Source organism: Teichococcus deserti (assembly GCF_001982615.1).
Lineage (GTDB): Bacteria > Pseudomonadota > Alphaproteobacteria > Acetobacterales > Acetobacteraceae > Pseudoroseomonas > Pseudoroseomonas deserti.
In genome coordinates this window covers 1-22717 of the sequence record NZ_MLCO01000038.1, presented here as the reverse complement: position 1 = coordinate 22717, position 22717 = coordinate 1, and the positions used below count along the sequence as shown (strand labels likewise).

General features: G+C 72.5%; 20 protein-coding genes. 11 read left to right on the top strand and 9 right to left on the bottom strand.

The genetic code is table 11. The features are described from left to right. Positions 1-92 precede the first annotated feature (92 nt). A complete protein-coding gene (locus tag BKE38_RS05730; RefSeq protein ID WP_131829496.1) occupies positions 93-2078 on the bottom strand; it encodes a polysaccharide pyruvyl transferase family protein in 1986 nt (661 codons plus the stop codon). 280 nt (positions 2079-2358) lie between these two features. On the opposite strand from BKE38_RS05730, the gene BKE38_RS05725 reads away from it, so the two are divergent. Both BKE38_RS05725 and BKE38_RS05720 read left to right on the top strand, forming a co-directional pair. Beyond that, positions 2359-3549, top strand: coding sequence for a multidrug effflux MFS transporter (locus BKE38_RS05725; RefSeq protein ID WP_076956402.1), 1191 nt, complete (start codon positions 2359-2361; stop codon positions 3547-3549). A 65-nt stretch (positions 3550-3614) separates the two neighbouring features. Beyond that, positions 3615-4376, top strand: a complete 762-nt coding sequence (locus BKE38_RS05720; RefSeq protein ID WP_076956401.1) for a short-chain dehydrogenase/reductase — start codon at positions 3615-3617, stop codon at positions 4374-4376. Here BKE38_RS05720 and BKE38_RS05715 read toward each other — a convergent pair. Continuing rightward, entirely contained in the window at positions 4373-4957 is a 585-nt protein-coding gene (locus BKE38_RS05715; protein WP_076956400.1) for a flavin reductase family protein, read from the bottom strand. The genes BKE38_RS05720 and BKE38_RS05715 overlap by 4 nt on opposite strands. A 100-nt stretch (positions 4958-5057) precedes the next feature. On the opposite strand from BKE38_RS05715, the gene hydA reads away from it, so the two are divergent. The 4 genes from hydA (at position 5058) to BKE38_RS05695 (ending at position 8919) form a co-directional block, all read left to right on the top strand. After that, positions 5058-6515, top strand: a complete 1458-nt coding sequence (gene hydA / locus BKE38_RS05710; protein WP_076956399.1) for a dihydropyrimidinase — start codon at positions 5058-5060, stop codon at positions 6513-6515. Between the two features lie 80 nt (positions 6516-6595). Further along, positions 6596-7000, top strand: coding sequence for a peptide-methionine (R)-S-oxide reductase MsrB (gene msrB / locus BKE38_RS05705; RefSeq protein ID WP_076956398.1), 405 nt, complete (start codon positions 6596-6598; stop codon positions 6998-7000). Continuing rightward, complete coding sequence (locus tag BKE38_RS05700) at positions 7000-7860, top strand: isocitrate lyase/PEP mutase family protein (protein WP_076956397.1); 861 nt, start codon at positions 7000-7002, stop codon at positions 7858-7860. The genes msrB and BKE38_RS05700 overlap by 1 nt, the downstream gene beginning before the upstream one ends. Positions 7861-8139: 279 nt before the next feature. Next, positions 8140-8919 carry an aldo/keto reductase gene (locus BKE38_RS05695; protein WP_076956396.1) on the top strand — a complete coding sequence of 260 codons (780 nt, stop codon included), beginning with the start codon at positions 8140-8142 and terminating at the stop codon, positions 8917-8919. Here BKE38_RS05695 and BKE38_RS31315 read toward each other — a convergent pair. Next, positions 8916-9518, bottom strand: a complete 603-nt coding sequence (locus tag BKE38_RS31315) for a helix-turn-helix domain-containing protein (RefSeq protein WP_076956395.1) — start codon at positions 9516-9518, stop codon at positions 8916-8918. The two genes, BKE38_RS05695 and BKE38_RS31315, sit on opposite strands and share 4 nt — an antisense overlap. Positions 9519-9578: 60 nt before the next feature. Between BKE38_RS31315 and BKE38_RS05685 the strand changes: the two genes are divergently transcribed. Continuing rightward, positions 9579-10694, top strand: a complete 1116-nt coding sequence (locus tag BKE38_RS05685; protein ID WP_083747318.1) for a phosphotransferase — start codon at positions 9579-9581, stop codon at positions 10692-10694. Further along, positions 10691-12022: an aspartate aminotransferase family protein gene (locus BKE38_RS05680; protein ID WP_083747317.1), complete on the top strand. Its 1332-nt coding sequence runs from the start codon at positions 10691-10693 to the stop codon at positions 12020-12022. Before BKE38_RS05685 ends, BKE38_RS05680 begins: the two co-directional genes overlap by 4 nt. Here the strand turns inward: BKE38_RS05680 and BKE38_RS05675 are convergent. From BKE38_RS05675 to BKE38_RS05665, 3 genes are all read right to left on the bottom strand, one after another. Beyond that, positions 12019-14319, bottom strand: a complete 2301-nt coding sequence (locus BKE38_RS05675; protein ID WP_076956394.1) for a PAS domain-containing sensor histidine kinase — start codon at positions 14317-14319, stop codon at positions 12019-12021. The genes BKE38_RS05680 and BKE38_RS05675 overlap by 4 nt on opposite strands. A gap of 135 nt (positions 14320-14454) precedes the next feature. Then, positions 14455-15576: a THUMP domain-containing class I SAM-dependent RNA methyltransferase gene (locus BKE38_RS05670; RefSeq protein ID WP_076956393.1), complete on the bottom strand. Its 1122-nt coding sequence runs from the start codon at positions 15574-15576 to the stop codon at positions 14455-14457. Continuing rightward, a complete protein-coding gene (locus BKE38_RS05665; RefSeq protein ID WP_076956392.1) occupies positions 15573-16511 on the bottom strand; it encodes a LysR family transcriptional regulator in 939 nt (312 codons plus the stop codon). Before BKE38_RS05665 ends, BKE38_RS05670 begins: the two co-directional genes overlap by 4 nt. Before the next feature lie 96 nt (positions 16512-16607). On the opposite strand from BKE38_RS05665, the gene BKE38_RS05660 reads away from it, so the two are divergent. Further along, positions 16608-17474 carry an aldo/keto reductase family oxidoreductase gene (locus BKE38_RS05660; RefSeq protein WP_076956391.1) on the top strand — a complete coding sequence of 289 codons (867 nt, stop codon included), beginning with the start codon at positions 16608-16610 and terminating at the stop codon, positions 17472-17474. Here the strand turns inward: BKE38_RS05660 and BKE38_RS05655 are convergent. From BKE38_RS05655 to BKE38_RS05645, 3 genes are all read right to left on the bottom strand, one after another. Beyond that, positions 17471-18391: a tripartite tricarboxylate transporter substrate binding protein gene (locus tag BKE38_RS05655; protein WP_076956390.1), complete on the bottom strand. Its 921-nt coding sequence runs from the start codon at positions 18389-18391 to the stop codon at positions 17471-17473. The two genes, BKE38_RS05660 and BKE38_RS05655, sit on opposite strands and share 4 nt — an antisense overlap. A 103-nt stretch (positions 18392-18494) precedes the next feature. Beyond that, on the bottom strand, positions 18495-20888 hold the full coding sequence (locus tag BKE38_RS05650) for a CaiB/BaiF CoA transferase family protein (protein WP_076956389.1): 2394 nt from the start codon (positions 20886-20888) through the stop codon (positions 18495-18497). Positions 20889-20980: 92 nt separating this feature from the next. Beyond that, positions 20981-21676, bottom strand: coding sequence for a GntR family transcriptional regulator (locus BKE38_RS05645; RefSeq protein ID WP_076956409.1), 696 nt, complete (start codon positions 21674-21676; stop codon positions 20981-20983). A 96-nt stretch (positions 21677-21772) separates the two neighbouring features. Between BKE38_RS05645 and BKE38_RS05640 the strand changes: the two genes are divergently transcribed. Further along, entirely contained in the window at positions 21773-21994 is a 222-nt protein-coding gene (locus BKE38_RS05640; protein ID WP_076956388.1) for a biotin/lipoyl-binding carrier protein, read from the top strand. Position 21995: 1 nt separating this feature from the next. Next, positions 21996-22717 (top strand): biotin carboxylase N-terminal domain-containing protein (locus BKE38_RS05635; protein ID WP_131829494.1); only part of this gene is annotated, 722 nt, incomplete at its 3' end.

Below are 22717 nucleotides of genomic sequence, written 5' to 3'. Positions count from 1 at the left end.
CCGTTCTTCGGGAACGTCGCGAGGCGCTGCGAGGAAGGCCGGGGGGAGGAATTCCCCCGGACCCCCATCTTCCTTCCGCCTCTCCGCCAGCGTCAGGCGGCGGCGAGGAACTGGACCGGCGGAATCACCGGCAGGGTTTCGGCGGCGCGGGCGCGCAGCGCGGCGCGCCGCTCGGCATGCACGAAGGGACAGGCTTCCAGCAATGCCTGCACGTCGATGATCGGGATCGCCTGCCGCTTCTCGCCCATCAGCGACAGCGCATCGGTCTCGCCGTTCACAAAAATGGCTTGCGCCGCCGGCCAGCCGACCGAGGCCCAGTAGTCGCGGAACTTGAAGCCGTCGCCGAGCGGCCGGTCGCTGAACTTGATCCAGGTCGCGGGCACGCCATAGGCATGCGCCGCGATCAGCCCGTGCAGCGAGCTGGAGACGATCTCGCGGCATGCCAGGATATCGTCCAGCACCGCGGTGATGCCGCCGGTGATGTCGATGATCCTGACCCGCAGCCCCGGCGCAATCCGCGGCAGTGGCTCTACCCCCGCCTCGCGGAAATGCTGGATGATGCCGAGGTCATACTCCACCGCGATCGCCGGCCGGTAGAAGATCGGCATCAGCAGCGCCGGATCTCCATAGACGGCCGGGCAGTCCTGGCCGGCGGCGATCAGCTTGGCGCGGGTGAGCGGGCCGCGCACGGCATGGATGCGGCGCAGCGCGGGAACCTTGTCCTTGCTGCCGATGAAGCCGGAGCCCCAGATGACATAGCTGTCGCGGCTGCTGCGGATGCCGCTGCCGATGACGCGGATGACATCCCGCGGCGGTTCGCTGCCGCCATGGTCGACATGCAGCACCGGCCGCTCGCTCAGCAGCCGGATCAGCGGCGGGTTGAGCTTGTCGCCCCAGTTCTGGCCGACGGCGTCCTGGCGGGGCCAGTCGGCGATCACCGGCGTTAGCGCGTCCTGGCCATCCTCGGGCGACGGCGCGACCCGCTGCAGCCCGGCCGGCAGCGCGCAGACCGGGCGCGGCGGCGGCCCCGCCGAGAGGCGATCATAGACGGCGGCGAGCTCCGCGGCGACGACCGCGGGCCGCAGCCGACGGGCGACCTCGAGCCCCAGCCGCCGGCAGGCCAGGCGATCCGCCTCGCTCAGCGCCAGCACGCCGCTCACCACCATCTGCAGGTCGACGGCATCGCCATCCTGGTAGAGGAACCGATGCAGCGCCTCCGGCAGCAGCTCGCGCAGCTGCGGCACGTCCGGCGCCACCAGGATGCCGCCGCAGCTCAGCACCAGCATGGCCACGCCCGAGGTCAGGAACTGCTCATAGGCCAGCACGACGCAGGCGGCGTCGCGGATCAGGCCGGGCACCTCCGCGTCGGGCACGTGGCGGAAGTCCCATTGCACATCCGTCCGCTCTGGCAGGCTGCGCCGCAGCGCCCGGGCGCCGCGCCCGCCCTCGCCGCTGATGCGCAGCATCGCCTGCTGCGCGGCCAGATAGGCCGCCGGCAGCATCCCGACCAAGCGATCGAAGCCCTTCTGCGGCTGGACGCGGCCGAAGCCCAGCACCACCCGCGATGGCGCCGTACCGAGCCCGGCCGCGGCGGCTGCCTCCGGCTCGTAATGGCCGAGATAGGACGGATGCGGCAGCACCTGGATGCGGGCGCGGTCGACCGTCACCTGCGCCGAGAGAAATTCCACCGCATGCTGGCTGTGCACCAGAATGGCGTCGGCCTGGGCCGCCAGCCAGCGGCGCAGCGTCATGAAGGCCTGGCGGTGCGGCATCCGGTGCGGGGCCGCATTGTGCACCGTCCAGATCAGCCGGCCGCCCAGCCGGCGCAGCTTCTCCATCTGCTGGATCGCCAGCAGGGCAGCCTCGTCTGCCTCCGCCGCATCGCTCGCCACCTTCAGGAAGAATTCTTCCCAATGCACATGCAGCAGCACCGGCAGGCCGGCCTCGGCATGGGCGATGGCCTGGATCAGCTGGGCATGCGGGGCGAAGGAACCGGCGGCCTCGGCCGCGGGGGCCTGCTCGGCGAAGAGCGGCTCGTAATCCGGCGCCAGCGGCGTCATCAGGAGCCGCGAATACACGCTCTGGCTGGAAACCGGGCAGTAGAAGACGAACAAGGCGGACCCTCGCGATCAGGCCCCTTCGCCGATATAGACCCCTGGCTCCTGCGGCAACCCCGCTCGGCGGTCACTATCCTATTGAATTCGTTATTGTGATGATCGCCCGGACGGCGGGCCTGCCTGTGCTTTGGGCGCCGGTCGCGCGGCGTTGCCTGCTTCGCCGCCATCGCCTGGCCGGAGCCTCCCGCGGCCGCGCCGGCAGGCCTCCCGCCCGCTCCGCTTTTGCGGGAAGCTGGTCAGCATGTCCGAAACGCCTGCGCCCGCGCCGCAAAGACCGCCCCTCTGGCTGCTGGTGATGATCACCACCTCCGGCACCGTCGGGATCCATATCTTCGTCCCCGCTTTGCCGCAGGCCGCCGCCGAATTCGGCGTCTCCACCGGCGCCATGCAGCTGACCATCAGCCTCTACGTCCTGGGCCTCGCCCTCGGGCAGCTCGGCTACGGGCCGCTGTCGGACGCGCTCGGGCGAAAGCCCGTGCTCCTCGCCGGCCTCGCCCTCTATGCGGCGGCAGGCCTGGCCGCGGCGCTGGCCCCGGAGGTCCGCTTCCTCATCGGCGCCCGGCTGCTGCAGGCGCTGGGCGGCTGCGCCGGGCTGGCGCTGGGCCGCGCCATGGTGCGCGACACCTCCGAGCCGAAGGAGGCCGCCTCGCGCCTGGCCATGCTCAATTTGGCGGTCTCCATCGGGCCGGGCATCGCGCCCTTCCTCGGCTCGCTGCTGGCCGAGACGCTGGGCTGGCGCGCCGTCTTCGCCACCCTCAGCGCGGTCGGCGCCGTCACCACCGGCCTCGCCTGGTGGCGCCTGCGCGAGACCCGGCAGCGCGGCGAAAGCCGGGGCGTGGCGGCGCTGGTCCGCGACTATCGACAGCTGGTCACCACGCCCGCCTTCCTCGGCTTCGCCATCGGCGGCGGCTGCGCCACCACCAGCTGGTACGCCTATCTGGCGGCGCTGCCCTTCATCCTGGTGCAGCAGCTCGGCCGCCCGGTGCACGAGATCAGCCTGGTCTATGTCCTGCTGGTCGCCGGCACCGCGCTGGGCAACATCCTAGCCAACCGGCTGGTGGCGCGGGTGGGCCTCGCGAGGCTGCTGCGCATCGGCAGTGGCGGCGGCTGCCTCGGCGCCTTTTTGTTCTTTGGCGCGGCGGTGTCGGGGCATCTCACCCTGATCCTCGCGGTGCTCGGGCCGCTGATCTTCGCCATCGGCGTCGGGCTGGCCAGCCCGCTGGCCCTGACCCGGGCGGTCAGCGTCAATCCGCGGGTGATCGGCTCGGCGGCGGGGCTCTATGGCTTCAGCCAGATGGCGGTCGGCGCCCTCTGCACCGCGCTGGCGGGGCTGGGCAGCGACCCCGCCATCGCCGCCGCCGTGGTGCTGGCCGGCGCCGCCCTGATCGGCCAGCTTGCCTTCGCCGTGGCCCTGGCCGCCGACCGCCGCTGATCGCGACTTGCGCCGCGGCCGTTTCCGCGCCCTGCTGCGCCGACTGGGGAAACGGAACGAAAACGATGGATCTGGGACTGAACGGCAAGCGGGCGCTGGTCACCGGCGCCTCCCGCGGCATCGGCCGCGCCACCGCCGGCGTGCTGGCCGCCGAGGGCTGCGACCTGCTCCTGGTCGCTCGCGACACGGCGAAGCTGCAGGCCGCCGCCGAGGAGCTCCGCGCCCGCCACCAGGTCGCGGTCGACGTCATCGCCGCCGACCTGTCGCAACAGGCCGAAGTCGAGCGCGTGGCAGCGGCGGCCGGCCGCGTCGACATCCTGGTCAACAATGCCGGCGCCATCCCGCCCGGCGACCTGCTGGCGGTGGACGACAACACGTGGCGCACGGCCTGGGACCTGAAGGTCTTCGGCTTCATCAGCCTGACCCGCGCGCTTTATCCAGGACTGAAAGCGCAGGGCGGCGGCGTGATCGTCAACGTCATCGGCGCGGCGGGCGAAAAATTCCCGTCCGGCTATATCGCTGGCGCCGCCGGCAATGCCGCGCTGATGGCTTTTACGAAAGCCCTGGGCAAGGCGGCGCCGAAGGACGGCATCCGCGTCGTCGCCATCAATCCCGGCCCGGTCGCCACCGAGCGGCATGAGATGCTGGCCCGCCACGCCGCGGCCCAGAAAGGCGACGAAAGCCGCTGGCGGGACCAGTATGCCGCCATGCCCTTCCAGCGCGCCGCCAAGCCGGAGGAGATCGGCCAGGCCGTCGCCTTCCTGGCCAGCCCCTGCTCGGGCTACACCTCGGCGACCGTGCTGACCATCGACGGCGGCGCCGGCTAGGGGGCGTCTTCCCCGACATCGATCGCCTCGCCGGTGGCGTAGAAGCGGCCGCCGGCGACGTAATGCAGGCTGCGCAGCGACGGGTCGGCGGTCTCGAAGGTCCAGCGGCCCTCGGCGAAGACCCGGGCATCGGCCCAGGCGCCGGTGACCTCGGCCACGAACAGGTCATGGGCGTCCTGGATGTGCGGCTCGGGCAGCAGGCGGCAGGACAGCCAGGCGCTACAGCCCTCGACCAGCGGCACCGCATGGCCGGGCTGGTCGAACAGCCGCACCCCGGCGCGGGCCAGCTTGGCCGGATCCTCGCCCAGGCTCGTGCTGCCCAGCGCCTTGGTCAGCGCCGCCTGCGCCACCGTGGGCACCTGGATGGCGAAGACGCCGCTGGCCTCGATCATCCCGCGCGTCGCCGTCACCCGGTCCAGCACCACGGTCAGCTTCGGCGGCGAGAAGTCCAGCGCGCAGCACCAGGCTGCCGCCATGACATTGTCGACCCCGCCATGCCGCGCCGAGACCAGCACGGTCGGCCCGTGATTGAGCAGGCGATAGGCGCGGTCCAGCGGCACGGCAAGGATGGGCGCGGTCATCGTCTCTCTAGGGATCGGCGGCGTCGGGAGGGGATAGGCGAGGCGCAGGATTGGGCGCAATCTGCCGCGCCTTTCCCGCCTGCCAGGAGCTGCCTAACCCATGCCCGATTTCGACCTCGTTATCCGCAACGGCAAGGTGGCCACCGCCAGCGAGACCTTTTTTTCCGACATCGGCATCCAGGATGGCATCGTCGTGGCGCTGGCGCAGAACCTGCCGGCCGGGGCGCGCGAGATCGACGCCACCGACAGGCTGGTGCTGCCCGGCGGCGTCGACACCCATTGCCATGTCGACGAGCCGCGCGCGCCGCCCACCGCCAGCGCCGACAGCTTCGCCAGCGGCAGCGCCTCGGCGGCCGCCGGCGGCACCACCAGCCTGATCTGCTTCGCCAAGCAGGGCCCGAATATTTCTGCCACCGACGCGGTGGCGGCGCATCACCAGCGCGCCCGCCGCGCCCGCATCGATTTTTCCTTCCATATCACCCTGACCGACCCGACGCCGGAGGTGCTGGAGCAGCAGCTGCCCGCGCTGGTCGAGGCCGGCCACCGCAGCTTCAAGATTTTTTTGACCTATAGCGGCTCGCGCATCACCGACGGGCAGGCGCTGCGGGTGCTGGCTGCCGGGCGCAAGCTGGGCGCGCTGGTCTGCATCCATGCCGAGCATCATGAGCTGATCGAATTCTACACCGAGGCGCTGGTCGCCGCCGGGCTGACGGCGCCCAAGTATCACGCCTGGGCCAAGCCGATGATCGTCGAGCGCGAATGCGTCCACCGCGTCTGCGCCCTGGCCGAGGCGCTGGACACGCCGATCCAGGTCTTCCACGTCTCCGGCGCCGAGGCGGCCGAGGAGATCGCCCGCGCCCAGGATCGCGGCCTCAAGGTCTGGGCCGAGACCTGCCCGCAATACCTGGTGCTGACCGAGCAGGACCTGGACCGCCCCGGCTTCGAGGGCGCCAAGTTCATCTTCAGCCCGGCCGGCCGCACCACGGCGGACCAGGAGGCGCTGTGGGAGGCGATCCGCCGCGGCACCATCTTCAACGTCACCTCCGACCATGCGCCGACCCGCTATGCCGGGCCGGACGGCAAGCTGGCCTTCGGCGCCGACGCCCCCTTCACCAAGGTGCCGAACGGCGTGCCGGGCCTGGCCGCCCGCCTGCCGATCCTGTTCAGCGAGGGCGTGGCCAAGGGCCGCATCGACCTGCAGACCTTCGTCGCCATCACCGCGACCAACCCGGCCAAGCTGTTCGGCCTGGCGCCGCGCAAGGGCACCATCGCAGTGGGCGCCGACGCCGACATCGCCATCTGGGATCCGGCGAAGCAGGTGACGATCACCAACGAGCTGATGCTGCACGACAACGACCACACCCCCTATGAGGGGATGCAGGTCACCGGCTGGCCGGAGATCACCCTGGTCCGCGGCGTCCCCGTGGTCGAGCACGGCAAGGTGGTGGCCGAGGAAGGCCACGGGCAGTTCCTCGCCCGCGGGCCTTACGACTTCATCGCCCCGCGCGGCGTCTTCCCCACTCCCTTCAACCCGGTCGACCGCGTCGTCGTCGGGTGAGCTCCGCGCCGGGCCGCGTCTCGACAGCGCGGCCCGGCGGCCCAATATCTGGCGCCGAACCAGCACAGGAGGCTCCCCCTATGGACACCGCGACCTATCCGGTGACGCGCTCCGACGAGGAATGGCGCCAGCGCCTGACGCCCGAGCAGTATTACATCATGCGCGCCCATGGCACCGAGCGCCCGGGCAGCTGCGCCCTGCTGCAGGAAAAGCGCTCCGGCACCTTCTCCTGCGTCGGCTGCGACACCCCGCTCTTCGCCAGCAACGGCAAGTTCGAGAGCGGCACCGGCTGGCCCAGCTTCGGCGCGCCGATCGAGGGCTCGGTCGAGACCACGACCGACCGCAGCCACGGCATGGTCCGCACCGAGGTGCATTGCGCCACCTGCGGCAGCCACATGGGCCATGTTTTTCCTGATGGCCCGCCGCCGACCTTCCAGCGCTATTGCATCAACGGCGTCGCGCTCAACTTCACTCCCGACGCCTGATGCCCCGCGCGGCGCCCCGTGACGCCTTCCGTCGCCTGCTGGCGGCGGAGGGCTGCGTCCACCCTGCCTCGGTCTGCGACCCGCTGGCCGCCCGCATCGCCGATGCGCTGGGCTTCGAATGCGGCATCCTGGCAGGCTCCACCGCGGCGCTGGCGGTGCTGGGCTCGCCCGACCTGGTGCTGCTGACCCTGACCGAATTTGCAGAACAAGCCCGCCGCGTCACCCGAGCCGCCGATCTGCCGCTGCTGGTCGATGCCGACCATGGCTATGGCAATGCGCTGTCGGCGCAGCGCACGGTGCAGGAGCTGGAGGCCGCCGGCATCGCCGCCATGACGCTGGAGGACACGGCGCTGCCGGCGCCCTATGGCAGCACCGCCCCGCAGCTGACCTCGGTCGAGGAAGGGGCGGGCAAGCTGCGCGCGGCCCTCGCCGCCCGTCGGGACCCCGGCCTGGTGATCCTGGGCCGCACCGGGGCGCTGGCGATCTCCGGGCTGGACGACACCCTGGCCCGGGTCCGCGCCTATGCCGCCACCGGCGTCGACGGGCTTTTCTTCTCCAGCGTCTCGTCGCGGGAAGAAATCACCGCCATCCGCGCGGTGACCCAACTGCCGCTGGTCGTCGCCTTCGCCGGCACGGCGGTGGCCGACCGCGACTGGCTGGCGGGGCAGGGGGTGCGGATCGCGCTGCAGGGCCACCAGCCGATCATGGCCGCCACCCAGGCGGTCGAGGCCACGCTGCGGGCGCTGCGCGAGGGCACTGCGCCGGGCGAGCTGACCGGACTGGCGCCGGCGGCGATGATGGCCCGGCTGACGCAGGCGGAAGAGTACCGCCAGAAGGCGCGCGACTACCTCGGCGCCTGATCGGCCTGGCTGATCTGCATCTGGCGCCCTCCGGTCCGGACGGCACACTGCCGCCCGAACCGGGAGAGAACCCGCCAGAATGGCCGTCGAGAGAAAAGCATTCGGACCCGAGGGCTGGGACGTCGCGCGCTTCGGCTGCGGCGGCGTCGGCGGGCCGATGGTTCTCGGCGCCCCCGCCGACCACGACCGCGCCATCGCCCGCGCGCTGGAGGCCAGCGTCAACTACTTCGACACCACCGTGCAATATGGCAACGGCGCCTCGGAGGAAAATTCGGCCGGGTGCTGCGCACGCAGAAGCCGCGCGACGCGCTGCTGGGCACCAAGGTGCGCATCCCCTCGGCCGGGTTCGGCGACATCGCCGGCTGGATCACCCGCTCCCTGGAGGGCAGCCTGGCCCGGCTGCAGCGCGAGCAGGTCGATATCTTCTGGCTGCACAATGAGATCACCCAGTCCGGCGGCGGCGAGACTCTTTCGGTCCGCCAGGTGCTGGAGGAGGTGGTCCCTGCCTTCCGCGCCCTGCAGGCCGCAGGAAAATTCAGGCTGCCGGCGATCACCGCGCTGGGCGAGACGGCTGCCCTGCAGCAGGTGCTGGATGGCGGCTTTTTCGGTGCGGCGCAGGTCGTCTACAACCTGCTGAACCCCTCCGCCGGCGCCGCGGTGACGGCCGGCTTCCCGGCGCAGAACCACGAGAGGCCGCTGGACCGCTGCCCGGCGGCGCGGATCGGCACGGTGGGCATCCGCGTGCTGGCCGGCGGGGCGCTGAGCGGCTCGACGGCGCGGCATCCGGTGGCCAGCGCGCCGCCGCCGCCGCTGGGCTCCGGCCATAGCTTCGACGATGACGTCGCCCATGCCGGCCGGTTGATGCCGCTGGTCGCGCAGGGTTTCGCGGCCTCCTTGCCGGAGGCGGCGATCCGCTTCTCGATCGGCCATCCCGGCATGGGCACGGTGCTGGTCGGCACCGCCAGCCCCGAGGAGTTCGAAGGCGCGCTGTCCGCCATCGCCAAGGGCCCGCTGCCGGCCGAGGCGCTGGCGCTGGTGCAGACGATCGCCGCCGGCTAGGCCTCGTCGGGCGGCAGGGCGCGGCGCCCGGCCTGGCCGGGATCGTAGGTCACCGAGACCAGCCGCGCCTTGCCCCGCCCGCGACGGGAAAAGCCATGCGGCACGCGGCTGTCGATATAGAGGCTGTCGCCGCGCTCCAGCGACACCGGCGCCTCGCCTTGCAGGTGAACGTCGACGCTGCCTTCCAGGACGAACAGAAATTCCTCGCCGGCATGGCTGCTCCAGTCCCCCTCGGCCGGCGGCTCGCGGCTGTCGATGGTCATGACGGCCGGCAGCATCGCCTTGGCCTCCAGCGCCGCGGCATGCATGGCATAGGCATAGCGCGCATTGCTGAAGCCGGCGGTGCCTTCGGCGCGGGTCAGCAGCTGCACCGGGCGCGGCGCCGCGGGGGCCGGCTCGGCGATCAGCTGCTCGAAGGGGATGCCGAGGCCCACGGCGATCTTCCGCAAGGTGCCGTAGACCGGCGAAACCTGGCCATTCTCGATCTTCGACAGGGTCGAGATGGCGACGCCGCTGCGCCCGCCGAGCTCGACAAGGGTCAGGCCCTGGCGGCCGCGCAGTTGCTTCAGCCGCTCGCCCAAGGGTTCCGCGCTGCTCATGGCGGGCAGCCTAGCACGGCCGCACCGATTTTCTTTTAAGAAAACTCCGGATTGACCCTCATGGGCGCCGGGACCATGCTCGGCGCCGAGAACACTGCCGGCTGGGAGGCCGCGCCCCGGATGACCACGCGCTACGCCCCCGGCAGCATGACGGCTCAGGCCGCCCCCGTCGCGCCGGAGGAGGCCGAGGCGATCTTCGCCCGCGAGTTCGGCACGCCGGGCCGCGCGAAGCGCCTGATCGGCGAGCGCGACCAGAACTTCGCCCTGACCACCGCCGACGGCCGCGCGGTCATGCTGAAGCTGATCCATCCGGCGGAAGACCCGGCGGTCACCGATTTCCAGACCCAGGTGCTGCTGCAGGTGGAGCGCGCCGATCCCACCATCCCGGTGCAGCGGGTGATCCGCGCGCAGGACGGCGCCGCCGACAAGCCGGTGCGGCTCGCCGATGGCAGCACCCGCCGGCTGCGCATGGTTTCTTTTCTCCCCGGCCGCATCCAGCGCGGCCTGCCGCCGAGCCTTGCGCGGGGTCGGGAGCTGGGAGAAATCCTGGCCCGCATCCAGCTGGCCTTGCAGGACTTCGCGCATCCCGCCGACAGCCACGAGATCGCCTGGGATATTTCTTACACAGATCGCCAGCGCGTCGTGGTGCCCGAGATCGAGGATCCGCATCGCCGGGCGCTGCTGGTCGAAGGCCTTGACCGCTTCGACGCCATCAAGGATGCGATGGACAAGCTGCGGCGGCAGGTCGTCCACAACGACCTGAGCTACGACAACGTCGTGGTGGACGAGCAGAATCCCGATCGCGTCGCCGGCGTGCTGGATTTCGGCGACGCCACGCGCACCGCGGTGGTCAACGACCTGGCCGTCGCCTGCGCCTACAACCTGGCGGAAGAGGGTGACCCGCTGGACGGCGCCATCCCGCTGGTCGCCGGCTTCCACGCCACCCGGCCGCTGCTGCCCGGCGAGGTGGCGCTGCTGGCCGAGCTGACCATCGCCCGGATGGTGGTGCGCGTCGGCATCACCGAATGGCGGGCGGTCCGCTTTCCCGAGAACCGCGACTACATCCTGCGCACCACGCCGATGACCTGGCGGCTGCTGGAGGTGCTGCTGCGCCAGTCGCCGCGGCAGCAACAGGACAAGATGATGCGCGCCTGCGACATGGAGCTCTCCCGATGACCCAGATCAGTGGCGGCATGGTCAATGCCTTCGATCCCGCCGGCGCCGCCGCGCTGGACGACAGCCGGCGCGACATGGTCGAGCGCCGCGCCCGCCTGCTCGGCCCCGGCTACAAGCTTTTCTACGACGAGCCGGTGCATTTCGTGCGGGCCCAGGGCGTCCATCTCTATGACGCCGACGGCAAGGAATATCTTGACGTCTACAACAATGTTCCGTCCGTCGGGCATTGCCACCCGCGGGTGGTGGAGGCGGTGTCGCGCCAGCTCGGCGTGCTGAACACCCACACGCGCTACCTGCATGATTCCATCCTGCAGTATTCCGAGCAGCTGCTGGCGACCCTCCCGGCCGAGATCGGCCATGTCATGTACACCTGCACCGGCAGCGAGGCCTCCGACCTCGCCATGCGCATCACCCGCCATGTCACCGGCGGCACCGGCTTCATCGTCACCGCCAATGCCTATCACGGGCACACCATCGCCGTGTCGCAGGCCTCGCCCTCGATGGGCGAGCATGTGCCGCTGGGCGTCCACACCCGCGTCGTCCCCGCGCCCGACGCCTATCGCACCGAGGGCGATCTGGGCGCGGTCTTCGCTGGCCAGGTCGAGGCCGCGATCGCCGACCTGCGCCGCCACGGCATCCGCTTCGCCGGTTTCATCGCGGACTCGCTCTTCTCCAGCGACGGCATCCTGCCCGGGCCGGCCGGCTTCCTGAAGCCCGTCGCCGAGGTCGTGCGCAAGCATGGCGGGTTGTACATCGCCGACGAGGTGCAGCCCGGCTTCGCCCGCACCGGCGATGCCATGTGGGGCTTCCAGCGGCATGGCGTCACGCCGGACCTGGTCACCATGGGCAAGCCGATGGGCAATGGCATCCCCATCGGCGGCGTCGCGGCGCGACCCGAGCTGCTCGAGGATTTCGGCCGCAACACCCGCTACTTCAACACCTTCGGCGGCAGCCCGGTCTGCATCGCGGCGGCCCAGGCCGTGCTCGACGTCATCCGCGACGAGAAGCTGCAGGAGAATTCCCGCATCGTCGGCCGCGCCATGCTCGATGGCATCCAGGCGATGGCGGAGAAGCATGCGGCGATCGGCGATGTGCGCGGCGCCGGCCTCTTCGTCGGCGTCGACTTCGTCAAGGACCGGGCGACGCGCGAGCCCGATGCGGCGCTCGGCCTGCGCGTGGTCAACCGGCTGCGCGAGAAGCGGGTGCTGATCAGCGCTTCGGGCAAGGAGGGCAACGTGCTGAAGATCCGCCCGCCGCTGCCTTTTTCCCTCGCCGACAACGACCGTTTCCTCGGCCTGCTGGCGGAGACCCTGGCGGAGCTTGCCTAGAGCCCCTCCATCGCCGGCCCCTCGAAGCTGGCCGGCACCGGGGCGGCTGGAAAGCGCAGCGTGCAGCGCAGGCCTTCGGGCGAGAAGTCCAGCCGGGCGACCATGCCGGACTGGCTCGCCAGGCCGCGCTGCAGCAGCCGCATGCCGAAGCCCTGCCGGGTCGGCGGCCCCGCCACCCGCGGGCCGCCGCTTTCCACCCAGTCGACCCGCTGCGCCGCATGGCCCGGCTCGACCGCGCAGCGCACGGCGATCCGCCCGCCCGGCCGCGACAGGGCGCCGTGCTTCACCGCGTTGGTGGTCAGCTCGTGCAGCGCCATGGCCAGCGACAGCGCCTGGGCGGGGGCCAGGATGTCGCCGCCGGCGCAGCCGGCCAGGTCCAACTCGATGCCCTGCACGGTGGCCAGCGCGGTGCGCACCACCTCCTGCATCCGGGCGCCGTGCCAGTCGGTCTGGGTCAGCAGGTCATGCGCGCGGGCCAGGGCGATCAGCCGCGCCTGGAAGGTCGGGCCGAAGCTCGCCAGGTCGGCGGCGCTGCGCACCGTCTGCAGCGCCATGGCCTGCACCATGGCCAGGGTGTTCTTCACCCGGTGGTTCAGCTCGCGCGTCATCAGCATCTGGCGGAGCTCGGCCGCCGCCCGCTCCATGGCGCCCCAGGCCCGCTCCGCGCCACCGCGGGCGAAGGAGACCTCGTCGGCGCTCCACTCGCGCGGTGCCGAGTCATGCACGAAGAGGAAGGCCACGGCGCGGCCCTCGACCATCACCGGCACCTGCAGGAAGGCCTGCACCGCGATGGCGGCATAGGCCGCGGCCTCGGCGGCGGTGCGCGGGTCGGTCGCCACGTCGCTGACGCAGATCACCGCGGCGGCGGCGTCCGGCGCCTCCTCGGCGCGGCGCCAGAGATTGGCGAAGCGCCAGGGTGCGGCGTGGCGGCCGGCCAGATGCGCGACGCTGCCATCGGTCCAGTCGCGCTCCACCCGGGTGGCGCCGCCCTGGCCGACGATGGCATAGCCGGCGCGGGTCGCGCCCAGCGCGCGGCCGATCACCTCGGCGGCGGCGACGGCGATCTGCGAGGGGTCGTGCAGCTCGCGCAGCCGGTCGCCCAGCTGCAGCAGGGCCAGCAGCCGCTCCTCGTTGCGCTGCAGCTCGCGCAGGTCGCGCGTCGCCGTACCGTAGCCGCTGACCCGCCCTTCGGCATCGCGCAGCAGCAGCATCTTGTACCAGACGGCCAGCGGCTCGCCGCTGACGAAATGGCGGAAGCTGATCTCGCCCTGCCAGGACCCCTGCGCCTGCACCGCCGGGATGATCAGCTCGCGCACCAGATCGCGCGCCTCGGGCGGGAAATAGTCCAGCACCCCGGTCGCCTGCGCCCCGGCCAGGTCGGGCAGTCCGACCAGCCGCCGCCCGGCCGGATTGACGTAGACCACGCCGAGATCCAGCCGCGCGACACCGATGAAGTCGGTCGACTGCTCGACCAGCTCGGCCAGCTGGCGCGCGGCATCCTCGCTCAGCTTGCGCTCGGTGATGTCCTCGACCATCGACAGGGCGCAGAGGAAGCCGCCCTCGGCGTCGCGCAGCGCGGCCATGCGGATCTCGGCCCAGAAGGGCGGGTGACCGCCCGGGCAGGCATGCAGGCGTCGCTCGAGATAGCCGGCGGTCTCGCCGCGCACCAGCGCCTGGAAGCGGGCGCGCGCGGCGGCACGCTCGGCCGGGTCGGCGATGAAGTCATCGAAGCGGCGCCCCAGCAGCGCCGCCTCGTCGCAGCCGCAGAGCCGCAGATAGGCCGGGCTGGCCGAGAGATAGCGGCCCTCGGCGTCGAGCTCCTGGGTGCCCAGCGGCAGGCCCTGCCGCATTGCCCGCAGCCGCTGCGCCGCGCGGTCCAGCGCCTCGGGCGGCTGCGGCCCGCCGCCGGTGGCGCGCAGGAGCGCGAGATGGCCGAGCAGGCTGCCGTCGGGCCCCTGCAGCGGCAGCGTCTCGCCCAGCAGCGACAGGGTGGCGCCTTCGCGGGTCCGCCAGGGGTGGGCGGTGGCCGGATCGCTGCTGTCGGGCCCGGCGCCGGGCCAGAGCATGTCGATGTTCTGGCCCAGCACCTCCTCGGCGCTCCAGCCCAGCAGCCGGCGGGCGCCCCCGCTCCAGGCCGTGATGCGGCCGGAGGGGTCGGTGGCGATGACGGCCAGGCTGGCGGCGGTGTCGCGCGGCGGCCAGGCCGGCGCAGACCGTCCGGCCAGCCGGGCGCGCAGCTGCCGCAGCTCGGCCAGCAGGCCTCGGCGCCGCGCTGTCGCCCTCGCTTTGGCACCCATGGGCAAGCCTCGCCTGTCGGGCCGCGCGCCGCGCGGCCGGTGGTTCCCGGCCTCTCCACCATGCGGCAGGTGCGGGCCCGGCACGCCTGCCGAAGCGCGGCACTCACGCGATGGTGAGCGTCGGTTTCTCGCAGGTCAGCCGAGCGGGGCGGTGCGGTGCAGCGTGACGCGCAGCCCGCCATGCGGCACCGGCGGCCCTGGCGGCAGGAAGGGCAGGGCCGTCGCCTTGGCCAGCTGCGGCTCGCTGGTCAGCAGGCCGACGCGCCAGCCGGCGAAGCGCGAGCGCATCACTTGGCCGATGGCGCGGTACAGCGGCACCAGCGCCCGCTTGTCGCCGATGCGGCTGCCATAGGGCGGGTTGAGGATGACCAGGCCGGGACCTTCGCCCTCGGGCGGCGCGACCTCGCTGATCGCGGCCTGGCGGAAGTCGCAGAAGGTCCCGACCCCCGCGCGGGCGGCGTTGGCCTGGCTCATCGTGATGGCGCCAGCGTCGCGGTCGCTGCCGTGGAAGCGGGCGGCCGGCTGCCGCTGGCTCTGCACGCCGCGCATCTTCTCCCAGGCCTCGGCATCGAAGGTGGCGAAATGCTCGAAGGCGAAGGGGCGGGCGCGGCCGGGATTGAGGCGCGCCGCGATCTCGGCGGCCTCGATGACGAAGGTGCCGGAGCCGCACATCGGGTCCAGCACCGGCTCGGCGCCGTCGAAGCCGCATTGCTGCAGGAACAGCGCCGCCATGGTCTCGCGCAGCGGCGCGGCGTTGATCGCCTGCTTGTAGCCGCGGCGGTGCAGCAGCTCGCCCGAGGTGTCGAGGCTGATGGTGCAGACATCGTTCTCGATGCGGGCGCGGACCAGCACGGGGGCGTCGGGCGCCGGCGTCGCGCCCAGGGTCTCGCGGATGGCGGTCTCGATGCGCTCGGCGGCGGCGCCGGAATGGTAGATGCGCGAGGAGGCGCAATCGGCCTCGACCCGGAAGGGCACGTCGCGGCGCAGCACGGCGCCCCAGGGCACGTGGCGGGCGCGGGCGTCGAGCTGGTGCAGTTCCCGCACCCTGAAGCTGTCGATGCGCGCCAGCACCCGGCTGGCGCCGCGGATCCAGAGATTGGCGCGCCAGACCTCGGGCCAGCCGCCCTCGATGGCGACGCCGCCGGGAAGGGCGCGGGGGCGCCGGAAGCCCTTGCGCTTGACCTCGGCGCAGAGCGTCTCCTCCAGCCCGGGCAGGGTCGCCAGAAAGATCTCGAAGGGTTTTTGCGGGGGGGTCATGGCGCCTGCGGCTGGGTAAAGCCGGGCTGTCTAGCACCGCCCGGTCCGCGCAAGAAGTCGATGAAGGCGCGCAGCGGGGCGGGGACCAGGCGGCGGCCGGGATAGTAGAGGAAGGGGCCGGGGAAGCGCTGCCACCACGCCTCCAGCACCGGCACCAGGGCGCCGCTGTCCAGATGCGGCCGCAGCCAGTCCTCGAACAGGAACAGCACGCCGCTGCCGGCGAGGGCGGCGTCGACCAGCAGGTCGGTGCCGGCGCCGACGCGGACCACCAGCGGGCCGCCCGGATCGACGAGCACCACCTCGCCGTCGCGCTCGAATTCCCAGGGCGGCATGGCGCCGCTGGTGAAGCGGCCGCGCAGGCAGGCATGGCCCAGCAGGTCGCGTGGATGCTGCGGTACGCCGTACCGGGCCAGGTAGGCGGGGGCCGCGACGGTGGCGAAGCGCTGCTCGCGCGGGCCGATGGGCAGGGCGATCATGTCCTGCTCCAGCCGCTCATCATAGCGGATGCCGGCGTCGCAGCGGGCGGCGACCAGGTCGACGAAGCTGTCCTCCACCTCGAGCTCGACGCGGATCTCCGGGAAGGCGGCCAGGAAGCGCGGCAGGATGGCCGGCAGCACCAGCCGGGCGGCGCTGACCGGGACGTTGAGGCGGAGCGTCCCGGCGGGCCGGTCGCGGAAGCCGTTGACCACGTCGAGCGCGGCGTCGACCTCGGCCAGCGCCGGGCCGAGGCGCTCCAGCAGGCGCTGGCCGGCCTCGGTCGCGGTCACGCTGCGGGTGGTGCGGTGCAGCAGCCGCAAGCCCATGCCATCCTCAAGCCGGCGCACCGCCTCGCTCAGGCCGGAGGCGCTGGCGCCGGTCAGCCGCGCCGCCTCGCGGAAGCCGCGGGCTTTCGCCACCGCCAGAAAGGCATTCAGGTCGCCGAGATCGGGCTTCATCGTTCGCCGCTCCGCACAGGCTGTGCAGATTGTCCCCGATTATCGCGCGGCGGACCAGGGTCCAGCTTGGGGACACCAAAGACGAGGAACAGCACCATGTCGAAGCTCGATGCCGCCGGGACCTACCGGCTGGGTGACCGCGATGTCCGCCGCCTGGGCTATGGGGCGATGCAGCTGGCGGGGTCGGGGGTATTCGGCCCGCCGCGCGATCCGGCGGCCGCCCGCGCCGTGCTGCGCGCCGCCCTCGAGGCCGGGGTGAACCATATCGATACCAGCGACTTCTATGGCCCGCATGTCACCAACCAGCTGATCGCCGAGGCGCTGCATCCCTATCCGGTTGATCTGGTGATCGTCACCAAGATCGCCGCCCGGCGCGGTGCCGACGGGTCCTGGCTGCCGGCGCTGTCGCCGGAGGAGCTGACCCGGGCGGTGCACGACAATCTGCGCCACCTGAAGCTGGACGTGCTGGAGGTGGTGAACTTCCGCAGCATGCTGGACGTGCATGGCCCGGCCGAGGGGTCGCTGGAGGCGCCGCTGGCGGTGCTGGCCGGGCTGCAGCAGCAGGGGCTGATCCGCCATCTGGGGCTGAGCAACGTCACCGCGCGGCAGGTGGCCGATGCGCAGAGGATGTTCCCGGTGGCCTGCGTGCAGAACCAGTACAACCTGGCGCATCGCGGCGACGACGCGCTGGTCGACAGCCTGGCGGCGCAGGGGATCCCCTATGTGCCCTTCTTCCCGCTGGGCGGCTTCAGCCCGCTGCAGTCGGACGCGCTGGAGGGCGTCGCGCGGCAGCTGGGCGCCACGCCGATGCAGGTGGCGCTGGCCTGGCTGCTGCAGCGTTCGCCCAACCTGCTGGCGATCCCGGGGACCTCGTCGGTGGCGCATCTGACCGAGAACCTGGCCGCCGCCGGGCTGGTGATCCCGGCCGGGGCGCTGGCGGTGCTGGACCAGATCGCCGGCTAGCCCAGCTTGATCCCGCGGGTCTGGATCAGCTTGCCGTAGAATGAAACATCGCGGTGGATGAGGGTGGCGAAGTCCTCCGGGCCGAGCGGGTCGAGCTCCATGTCGGGCGTGGCCCGGGCCTGGACCAGCGGGCTTCGCACCGCCGCCTGCAGGGCGTCGGCCAGGCGCAGCAGGATCGGCGCCGGCGTGCCGGCCGGGGCGCAGACGCCGTGCCAGTCGCGCACCACCAGCTCCGGCCGGCCGAGCTCGGCGAAGGTGGGGACGTCCGGGGCGGCGGCCAGGCGCGCGGGCGCGGTCAGGGCCAGGATGCGAAAGCGGCCGCTGGCGCGGTGCCGCAGCAGGGTGTTGAGCGAGCCGGCATAGAGCGGGATGCTGCCCGCCATCAGGTCGGCCAGCGCGGCCGGCTCGCTCTGGTGGCCGGCATTGACCAGGCGGATGCCGGTGCTGCCCTGCAGCATCTCCATGACCAGATGCGGCGTGCTGCCGGTGCCGACGCTGCCAAAGGCCAGGCCCGGATGCGCAAGCAGATGCGCCAGGGTGCCGGCATAGCCGGTGCCGGGCAGGGTGCTGGCGGCGGCCAGGGCGACGGGCGCGCGATAGACCAGGGTCAGCGGCGCGAAGTCCTGCAGGCGGTAGGGCAGGTTGGGGTCGAAATGCGGGTTCAGGGCCAGGGTGCGGGTGGCGACCCAGCCCAGGGTATGGCCGTCGGGCGAGGCCCGGGCGGCGGCCTCGGCCCCCAGGCCGGTCTGCACCTCGACGGGTTGGCCGAGGATGTCGCCGGCGGCCTCGGCCAGGGCGCGGGCCATCCGGTCGCCGCTGGAGAAGGGATAGACCAGCCGGATCGGCCGGTCTTGCTGGGCGCGCGCGGCCGGGGCGGCGAGGGCAGCGGCGAGCAGGGTGCGCCGCGAGATGCGCATGGCGTTTTCCTCCCCTTTTTCGTCCCGCGATCCTCGCCCGTGTCGCGTCGTGAACAGAAAGAAAAAAGATGGGGGTCTGGGGGAATTCCTTCCCCCAGCCTTGCTACGCTGCCTGTGCTTTCTTCTTCCTGTCCGCCGTGGGGATGGCCTCGGTGCCGATGATGCCCTGCCGGGCCAGCGCCTGGAGATCGGCGCCCAGCGCCCCGAGGATGCGGGCATTGTCCTCGCCCAGCGTCGGCGCCGGCCGCCGCACCGGATAGGGCGCCCCGCCGGCCTCGCGGAAGGGGGCCGAGGGCTGGTCATGCGGCCCGGTGAAGGCGCGGTCGATGCGCTGGAAGAAGCCGCGGGCGGCGAGGTGCGGGTCCTGCTTCAGGGCGCTGGGCCAGGTCACTGTGCCGGCGGCGACGCCCGCGGCCTGCAGTCGCGCCATGGCCTCGGCAGCGGGCAGGCTGCGGGTCCAGGCGGCCAGCTCCATCTCGATCCTGGCCTCGTCGGCGCGGCGGCCGGCCAGCGTCTCGCATCCCGCGGTGGCGAGCCCGGCGAGGGCGGCAAGGCGGGACCAGGCGGCGTCGTCCTCCGCCGCCACCACCAGCCATTCGCCGTCCGCGCCCGGGAAGGCGCCATGCGGGACCATGGCGGGGTGGCGGTTGCCCAGGCGCGGCCCGGGCGAGCCGGTCGCCGATTGCGCGACGATCCAGGGGGCGACCAGGGGGAACATGCATTCCACCTGGGCCAGGTCGATCTGCTGGCCCTCGCCGGTGGCCGCCCGGTGGAGCAGCGCGGTCAGCAGGGCGGCGGCCGCGTTCAGCCCGCCGATCGGGTCGCCATAGGCCAGCTGGCTGGTGGTGGGCGGCCAGTGCGCCTCGCCGGCGACGCTGGGCAGGCCGGAGGCATGCTCCAGCGTCGAGCCATAGGCGCGGGCGTCGCGCCAGGGGCCCTGCAGCCCGAAGGCGGGCATGGAGAGCATGACGATCGAGGGATTCTCCGCCGCCAGCACCGGGTAGTCGAGATGCAGCTTGGGCAGGACCTCGCGGGCATAGTTCTCGACCACGGCATCGGCGCTGCGGACCAGGGCTTTCAGCAGGGCCGCGCCTTCGGGCGTGGTCAGGTCCAGCGTGATCCCCGCCTTGTTGCGGTTCTGCACGCAGAAGCGGATGTCCTTCTCGTAGCGGCGCTCGGCGAAGAAGGCCGGGCGCGGATCGACGCCGCGCCACCAGTCGGGATACTGGCAGGCCTCGACCTTGATGACCTCGGCGCCGAGATCGGCCAGCTGCCGGGTGCAGACCGGCCCGGCCCAGCCCATGGAGAGGTCGATGATGCGGGTGCCGGCCAGCGGCAGGCTGCCGGGCGCGGCGCGGGTGCCCACAGGGCGCGGCGCCGGGGCGGGCATGCCGTCATCGGCGCCGGGCGCCGGGGCGCGGCCGGTGGCGCGCGGCGGGGTGCGGGTCAGGCGCTGCGGCAGGGCGGGGCCTTCGAAGCGGGCCAAGCCGGCCTCGACGGTGGCGAAGGCGCCGCGGGCGCGGTGCGTCTCCGTCGCCAGCAGGGTCGCCATGTCGGGGACGACGGCGAAGGGCAGGCGGCGGCGGATGGCCTCGGCGAACCATTCCTCTGCCGTGCGCTCGGCCAGGCGCGGCAGGAACAGCGCCTCGAGCTCCTCCGCATGGCGCAGCCGGTCGGGGCCGACGACGAAGCGCGGGTCGTGGCCCAGGCTGTCCAGCCCGATCATGGCGCAGAAGGCGCGGAACTGCGCGGGCGTGACGATGGTGACGCCGAGCCAGCCCTGCCGGCAGCGATAGATGCCGAGCGGGCTGGTGGGGGCGAAGCGGTTGACGCCCAGGCGCTGCTCGATCTCCGGATGGGTGACGCTCTGGGTCAGCTGGTATTCGGCGACGGCGATGTTCGCCTCGTGCAGGCTGACCTCGAGGCGGCGGCCCTGTCCCGCCAGCAGGGCGGCGGCGATGCCGTTGAAGGCGGCGATGGCGGCGGTGACCTCGCCGGCGATGCCGCCCAGCAGCGAGGGCGGTCCCCCGGCCGGGCCGGTGCAGGCGAAGACGCCGGCCAGCGCCCGCAGCACGCTGTCGGGGCCGCGGAAGTCGCGATAGGGGCCACGATCACCGAAGGGGGAGAGCTCGGCTGCGACCAGATGCGGCAGGTCATGGCCGAGCGGGGCGGCCTCGCGCTGCGCCCGCGGCCGGGCGTCGAGCAGCAGGTCGCAGCCGGGCAGCCAGCGTCGCGCCAGGTCGAGGCCGGCCTCCGACGCCAGGTCGGCGGTCAGGCTGCGGCGGTTGGTGGTCAGCCAGGCGAAGAGCGCCGAGGTCTTCTCCGATCCCGTCCCGACCAGCGGGGCCTGGCGCCGCAGCGGATCGCCGCCGGGCCGCTCCAGCTTCACCACCTCGGCGCCGAAGTCGGAGAAGAGCTTGCCGAGATAGGCGAGGGCGACGCCGTCGCCGAGCTCGAGCACGCGGAAGCGGGCGAGCGGCCAGGCGGGCTCGGGCATGCGCAGTCCTCCCCGGGCGACGCTGCCCCCGGGGGAAGCGCGGCCTGCTTCTTGTAACCTGCTTCTTGTAATCTGTGACAACTAAATTCCGGTCAGTCCGCGGCGTCAAGCGCGGGCGGCAGGGCGCCCAGGTTGATTTCCGGCAGGCGGCGCAGCAGCACCTCGGCATAGACGCTGATGTCGCGCTGCACGGCGAGGCGGGCCAGCGCGCCGTCGCGCCGGCGCAGCCCGCGGATGACGTCGTTGTGCGGATGCAGGTCCGGATGGTGCAGGAAGCGCACGCGGCTGAGCCCGGCATGCAGCGGGCCGCATTGCAGCCAGAGCCCCTCGATGATGCGGGTCAGCACCGGCATGGCGGCGATGGCGCAGAGGCCCATGTGGAAGGCCTCGTTGGCCTCCAGCATCACGGCTGAGTCGCCGGCCAGCCGCGCCGCCGTCATGCGGGCATGGATCGCCGCCAGCTGGTCGGCATCGGCTTCGGTCGCGCGTTCGGCGGCGCGCGCGGCGGCCTTGCCCTCCAGCTCGGCGCGCAGCTCGGCGATCTCGCGGAAGCGGGCGTCGGACAGCACGGGCACGCGGACCGAGCGGTGGTCGTACTGCTCCAGCGCACCCTCGCTGACCAGCCGGGCCAGGGCGTCGCGCACCGGGGTGGAGGAGGTGCCGAGCTCCGCCGCCAGGTCGCGCAGCTTCAGCTTGTCGCCGGGGCGGAAGCGGCTGCGCATCAGGTCGCGGCGCAGCCGCTGATAGGCCTTGCCGCTGATGCTCTCGGTGCTGGTCGGCGCGTCCATGCAGGCCATCCGGGCGGAGTCGGGGTTCCGGTTGACAGGCCGGGCCCCGCGTTGTGATCTGTGACAACAAAATAGACCAAGAACCGGGAGACGACCATGGCCGAGGTGACCATCGCCGCGGAGATCACCGCCTCCGTCTGGCAGATCCAGGCCCGCCCGGGCGACGCCCTGGCCGAGGGCGACACGGTGATGCTGCTGGAATCGATGAAGATGGAGATCCCGGTCACCGCGCCGCGCGCCGGGCGGCTGGCGGCGGTGCTGGTCGCCGAGGGCGATGCGGTGGAGGAAGGCCAGGCCGTGGCCCTGCTCGAGGCGTGACATGGCGTTCGGCCCCGTCCTGATCGCCAATCGCGGCGAGATCGCCTGCCGGATCGCGCGCAGCTGCCGGCGGCTGGGCATCGAGAGCATCGCCGTCTTCTCCGAGGCCGATGCGGGCGCCGCGCATGTCGCCGCCTGCGACCGCGCCGAGCCGGTCGGCCCGGCGCATCCGCGGCAGTCCTATCTGTCGATCGAGGCGATCCTGGCCGCCGCCGGGTGCAGCGGCGCGCGCGCCATCCATCCCGGCTATGGCTTCCTCAGCGAGAACCCCGACTTCGCCGAGGCCTGCGAGGCGAGGGGCCTCCTGTTCATCGGTCCGGGGCCTGCGGCCATCCGCGCCATGGGCGGCAAGGCCGCGGCCAAGGCGGTGGCGCGGCAGGCCGGCGTCGCGGCCGTCCCGGGCTATGGCGGCGAGGACCAATCTCCCGGCACCTTGTTGGCGGAAGCGGAAAAAATCGGATTCCCGGTGCTGCTGAAGGCGGTGGCGGGCGGCGGCGGACGCGGCATGCGGGCGGCGGCCTCGGCGGAGGAATTCCCCGCCGCCCTGGCCGCGGCGCAGCGCGAGGCCGCGGGCTTCGGCGACACCCGGCTGCTGGTGGAAAAGCTGGTGCCGCGCGCACGGCATATCGAGGTGCAGATCCTGGCCGACACCCATGGCACGGTCCTGCATCTCGGCGAGCGCGACTGCTCGCTGCAGCGCCGCCACCAGAAGCTGGTCGAGGA

What these genes read in the sequence shown, in the direction of transcription:
- BKE38_RS05725 (WP_076956402.1), top strand. Translation starts at nt 2,359, where the DNA reads ATGTCCGAAACGCCTGCGCCCGCGCCGCAAAGACCGCCCCTCTGGCTG.
- BKE38_RS05720 (WP_076956401.1), top strand. Translation starts at nt 3,615, where the DNA reads ATGGATCTGGGACTGAACGGCAAGCGGGCGCTGGTCACCGGCGCCTCC.
- BKE38_RS05715 (WP_076956400.1), bottom strand. Translation starts at nt 4,957, where the DNA reads ATGACCGCGCCCATCCTTGCCGTGCCGCTGGACCGCGCCTATCGCCTG.
- hydA (WP_076956399.1), top strand. Translation starts at nt 5,058, where the DNA reads ATGCCCGATTTCGACCTCGTTATCCGCAACGGCAAGGTGGCCACCGCC.
- msrB (WP_076956398.1), top strand. Translation starts at nt 6,596, where the DNA reads ATGGACACCGCGACCTATCCGGTGACGCGCTCCGACGAGGAATGGCGC.
- BKE38_RS05700 (WP_076956397.1), top strand. Translation starts at nt 7,000, where the DNA reads ATGCCCCGCGCGGCGCCCCGTGACGCCTTCCGTCGCCTGCTGGCGGCG.
- BKE38_RS31315 (WP_076956395.1), bottom strand. Translation starts at nt 9,518, where the DNA reads ATGAGCAGCGCGGAACCCTTGGGCGAGCGGCTGAAGCAACTGCGCGGC.
- BKE38_RS05685 (WP_083747318.1), top strand. Translation starts at nt 9,579, where the DNA reads ATGGGCGCCGGGACCATGCTCGGCGCCGAGAACACTGCCGGCTGGGAG.
- BKE38_RS05680 (WP_083747317.1), top strand. Translation starts at nt 10,691, where the DNA reads ATGACCCAGATCAGTGGCGGCATGGTCAATGCCTTCGATCCCGCCGGC.
- BKE38_RS05675 (WP_076956394.1), bottom strand. Translation starts at nt 14,319, where the DNA reads ATGGGTGCCAAAGCGAGGGCGACAGCGCGGCGCCGAGGCCTGCTGGCC.
- BKE38_RS05670 (WP_076956393.1), bottom strand. Translation starts at nt 15,576, where the DNA reads ATGACCCCCCCGCAAAAACCCTTCGAGATCTTTCTGGCGACCCTGCCC.
- BKE38_RS05665 (WP_076956392.1), bottom strand. Translation starts at nt 16,511, where the DNA reads ATGAAGCCCGATCTCGGCGACCTGAATGCCTTTCTGGCGGTGGCGAAA.
- BKE38_RS05660 (WP_076956391.1), top strand. Translation starts at nt 16,608, where the DNA reads ATGTCGAAGCTCGATGCCGCCGGGACCTACCGGCTGGGTGACCGCGAT.
- BKE38_RS05655 (WP_076956390.1), bottom strand. Translation starts at nt 18,391, where the DNA reads ATGCGCATCTCGCGGCGCACCCTGCTCGCCGCTGCCCTCGCCGCCCCG.
- BKE38_RS05650 (WP_076956389.1), bottom strand. Translation starts at nt 20,888, where the DNA reads ATGCCCGAGCCCGCCTGGCCGCTCGCCCGCTTCCGCGTGCTCGAGCTC.
- BKE38_RS05645 (WP_076956409.1), bottom strand. Translation starts at nt 21,676, where the DNA reads ATGGACGCGCCGACCAGCACCGAGAGCATCAGCGGCAAGGCCTATCAG.
- BKE38_RS05640 (WP_076956388.1), top strand. Translation starts at nt 21,773, where the DNA reads ATGGCCGAGGTGACCATCGCCGCGGAGATCACCGCCTCCGTCTGGCAG.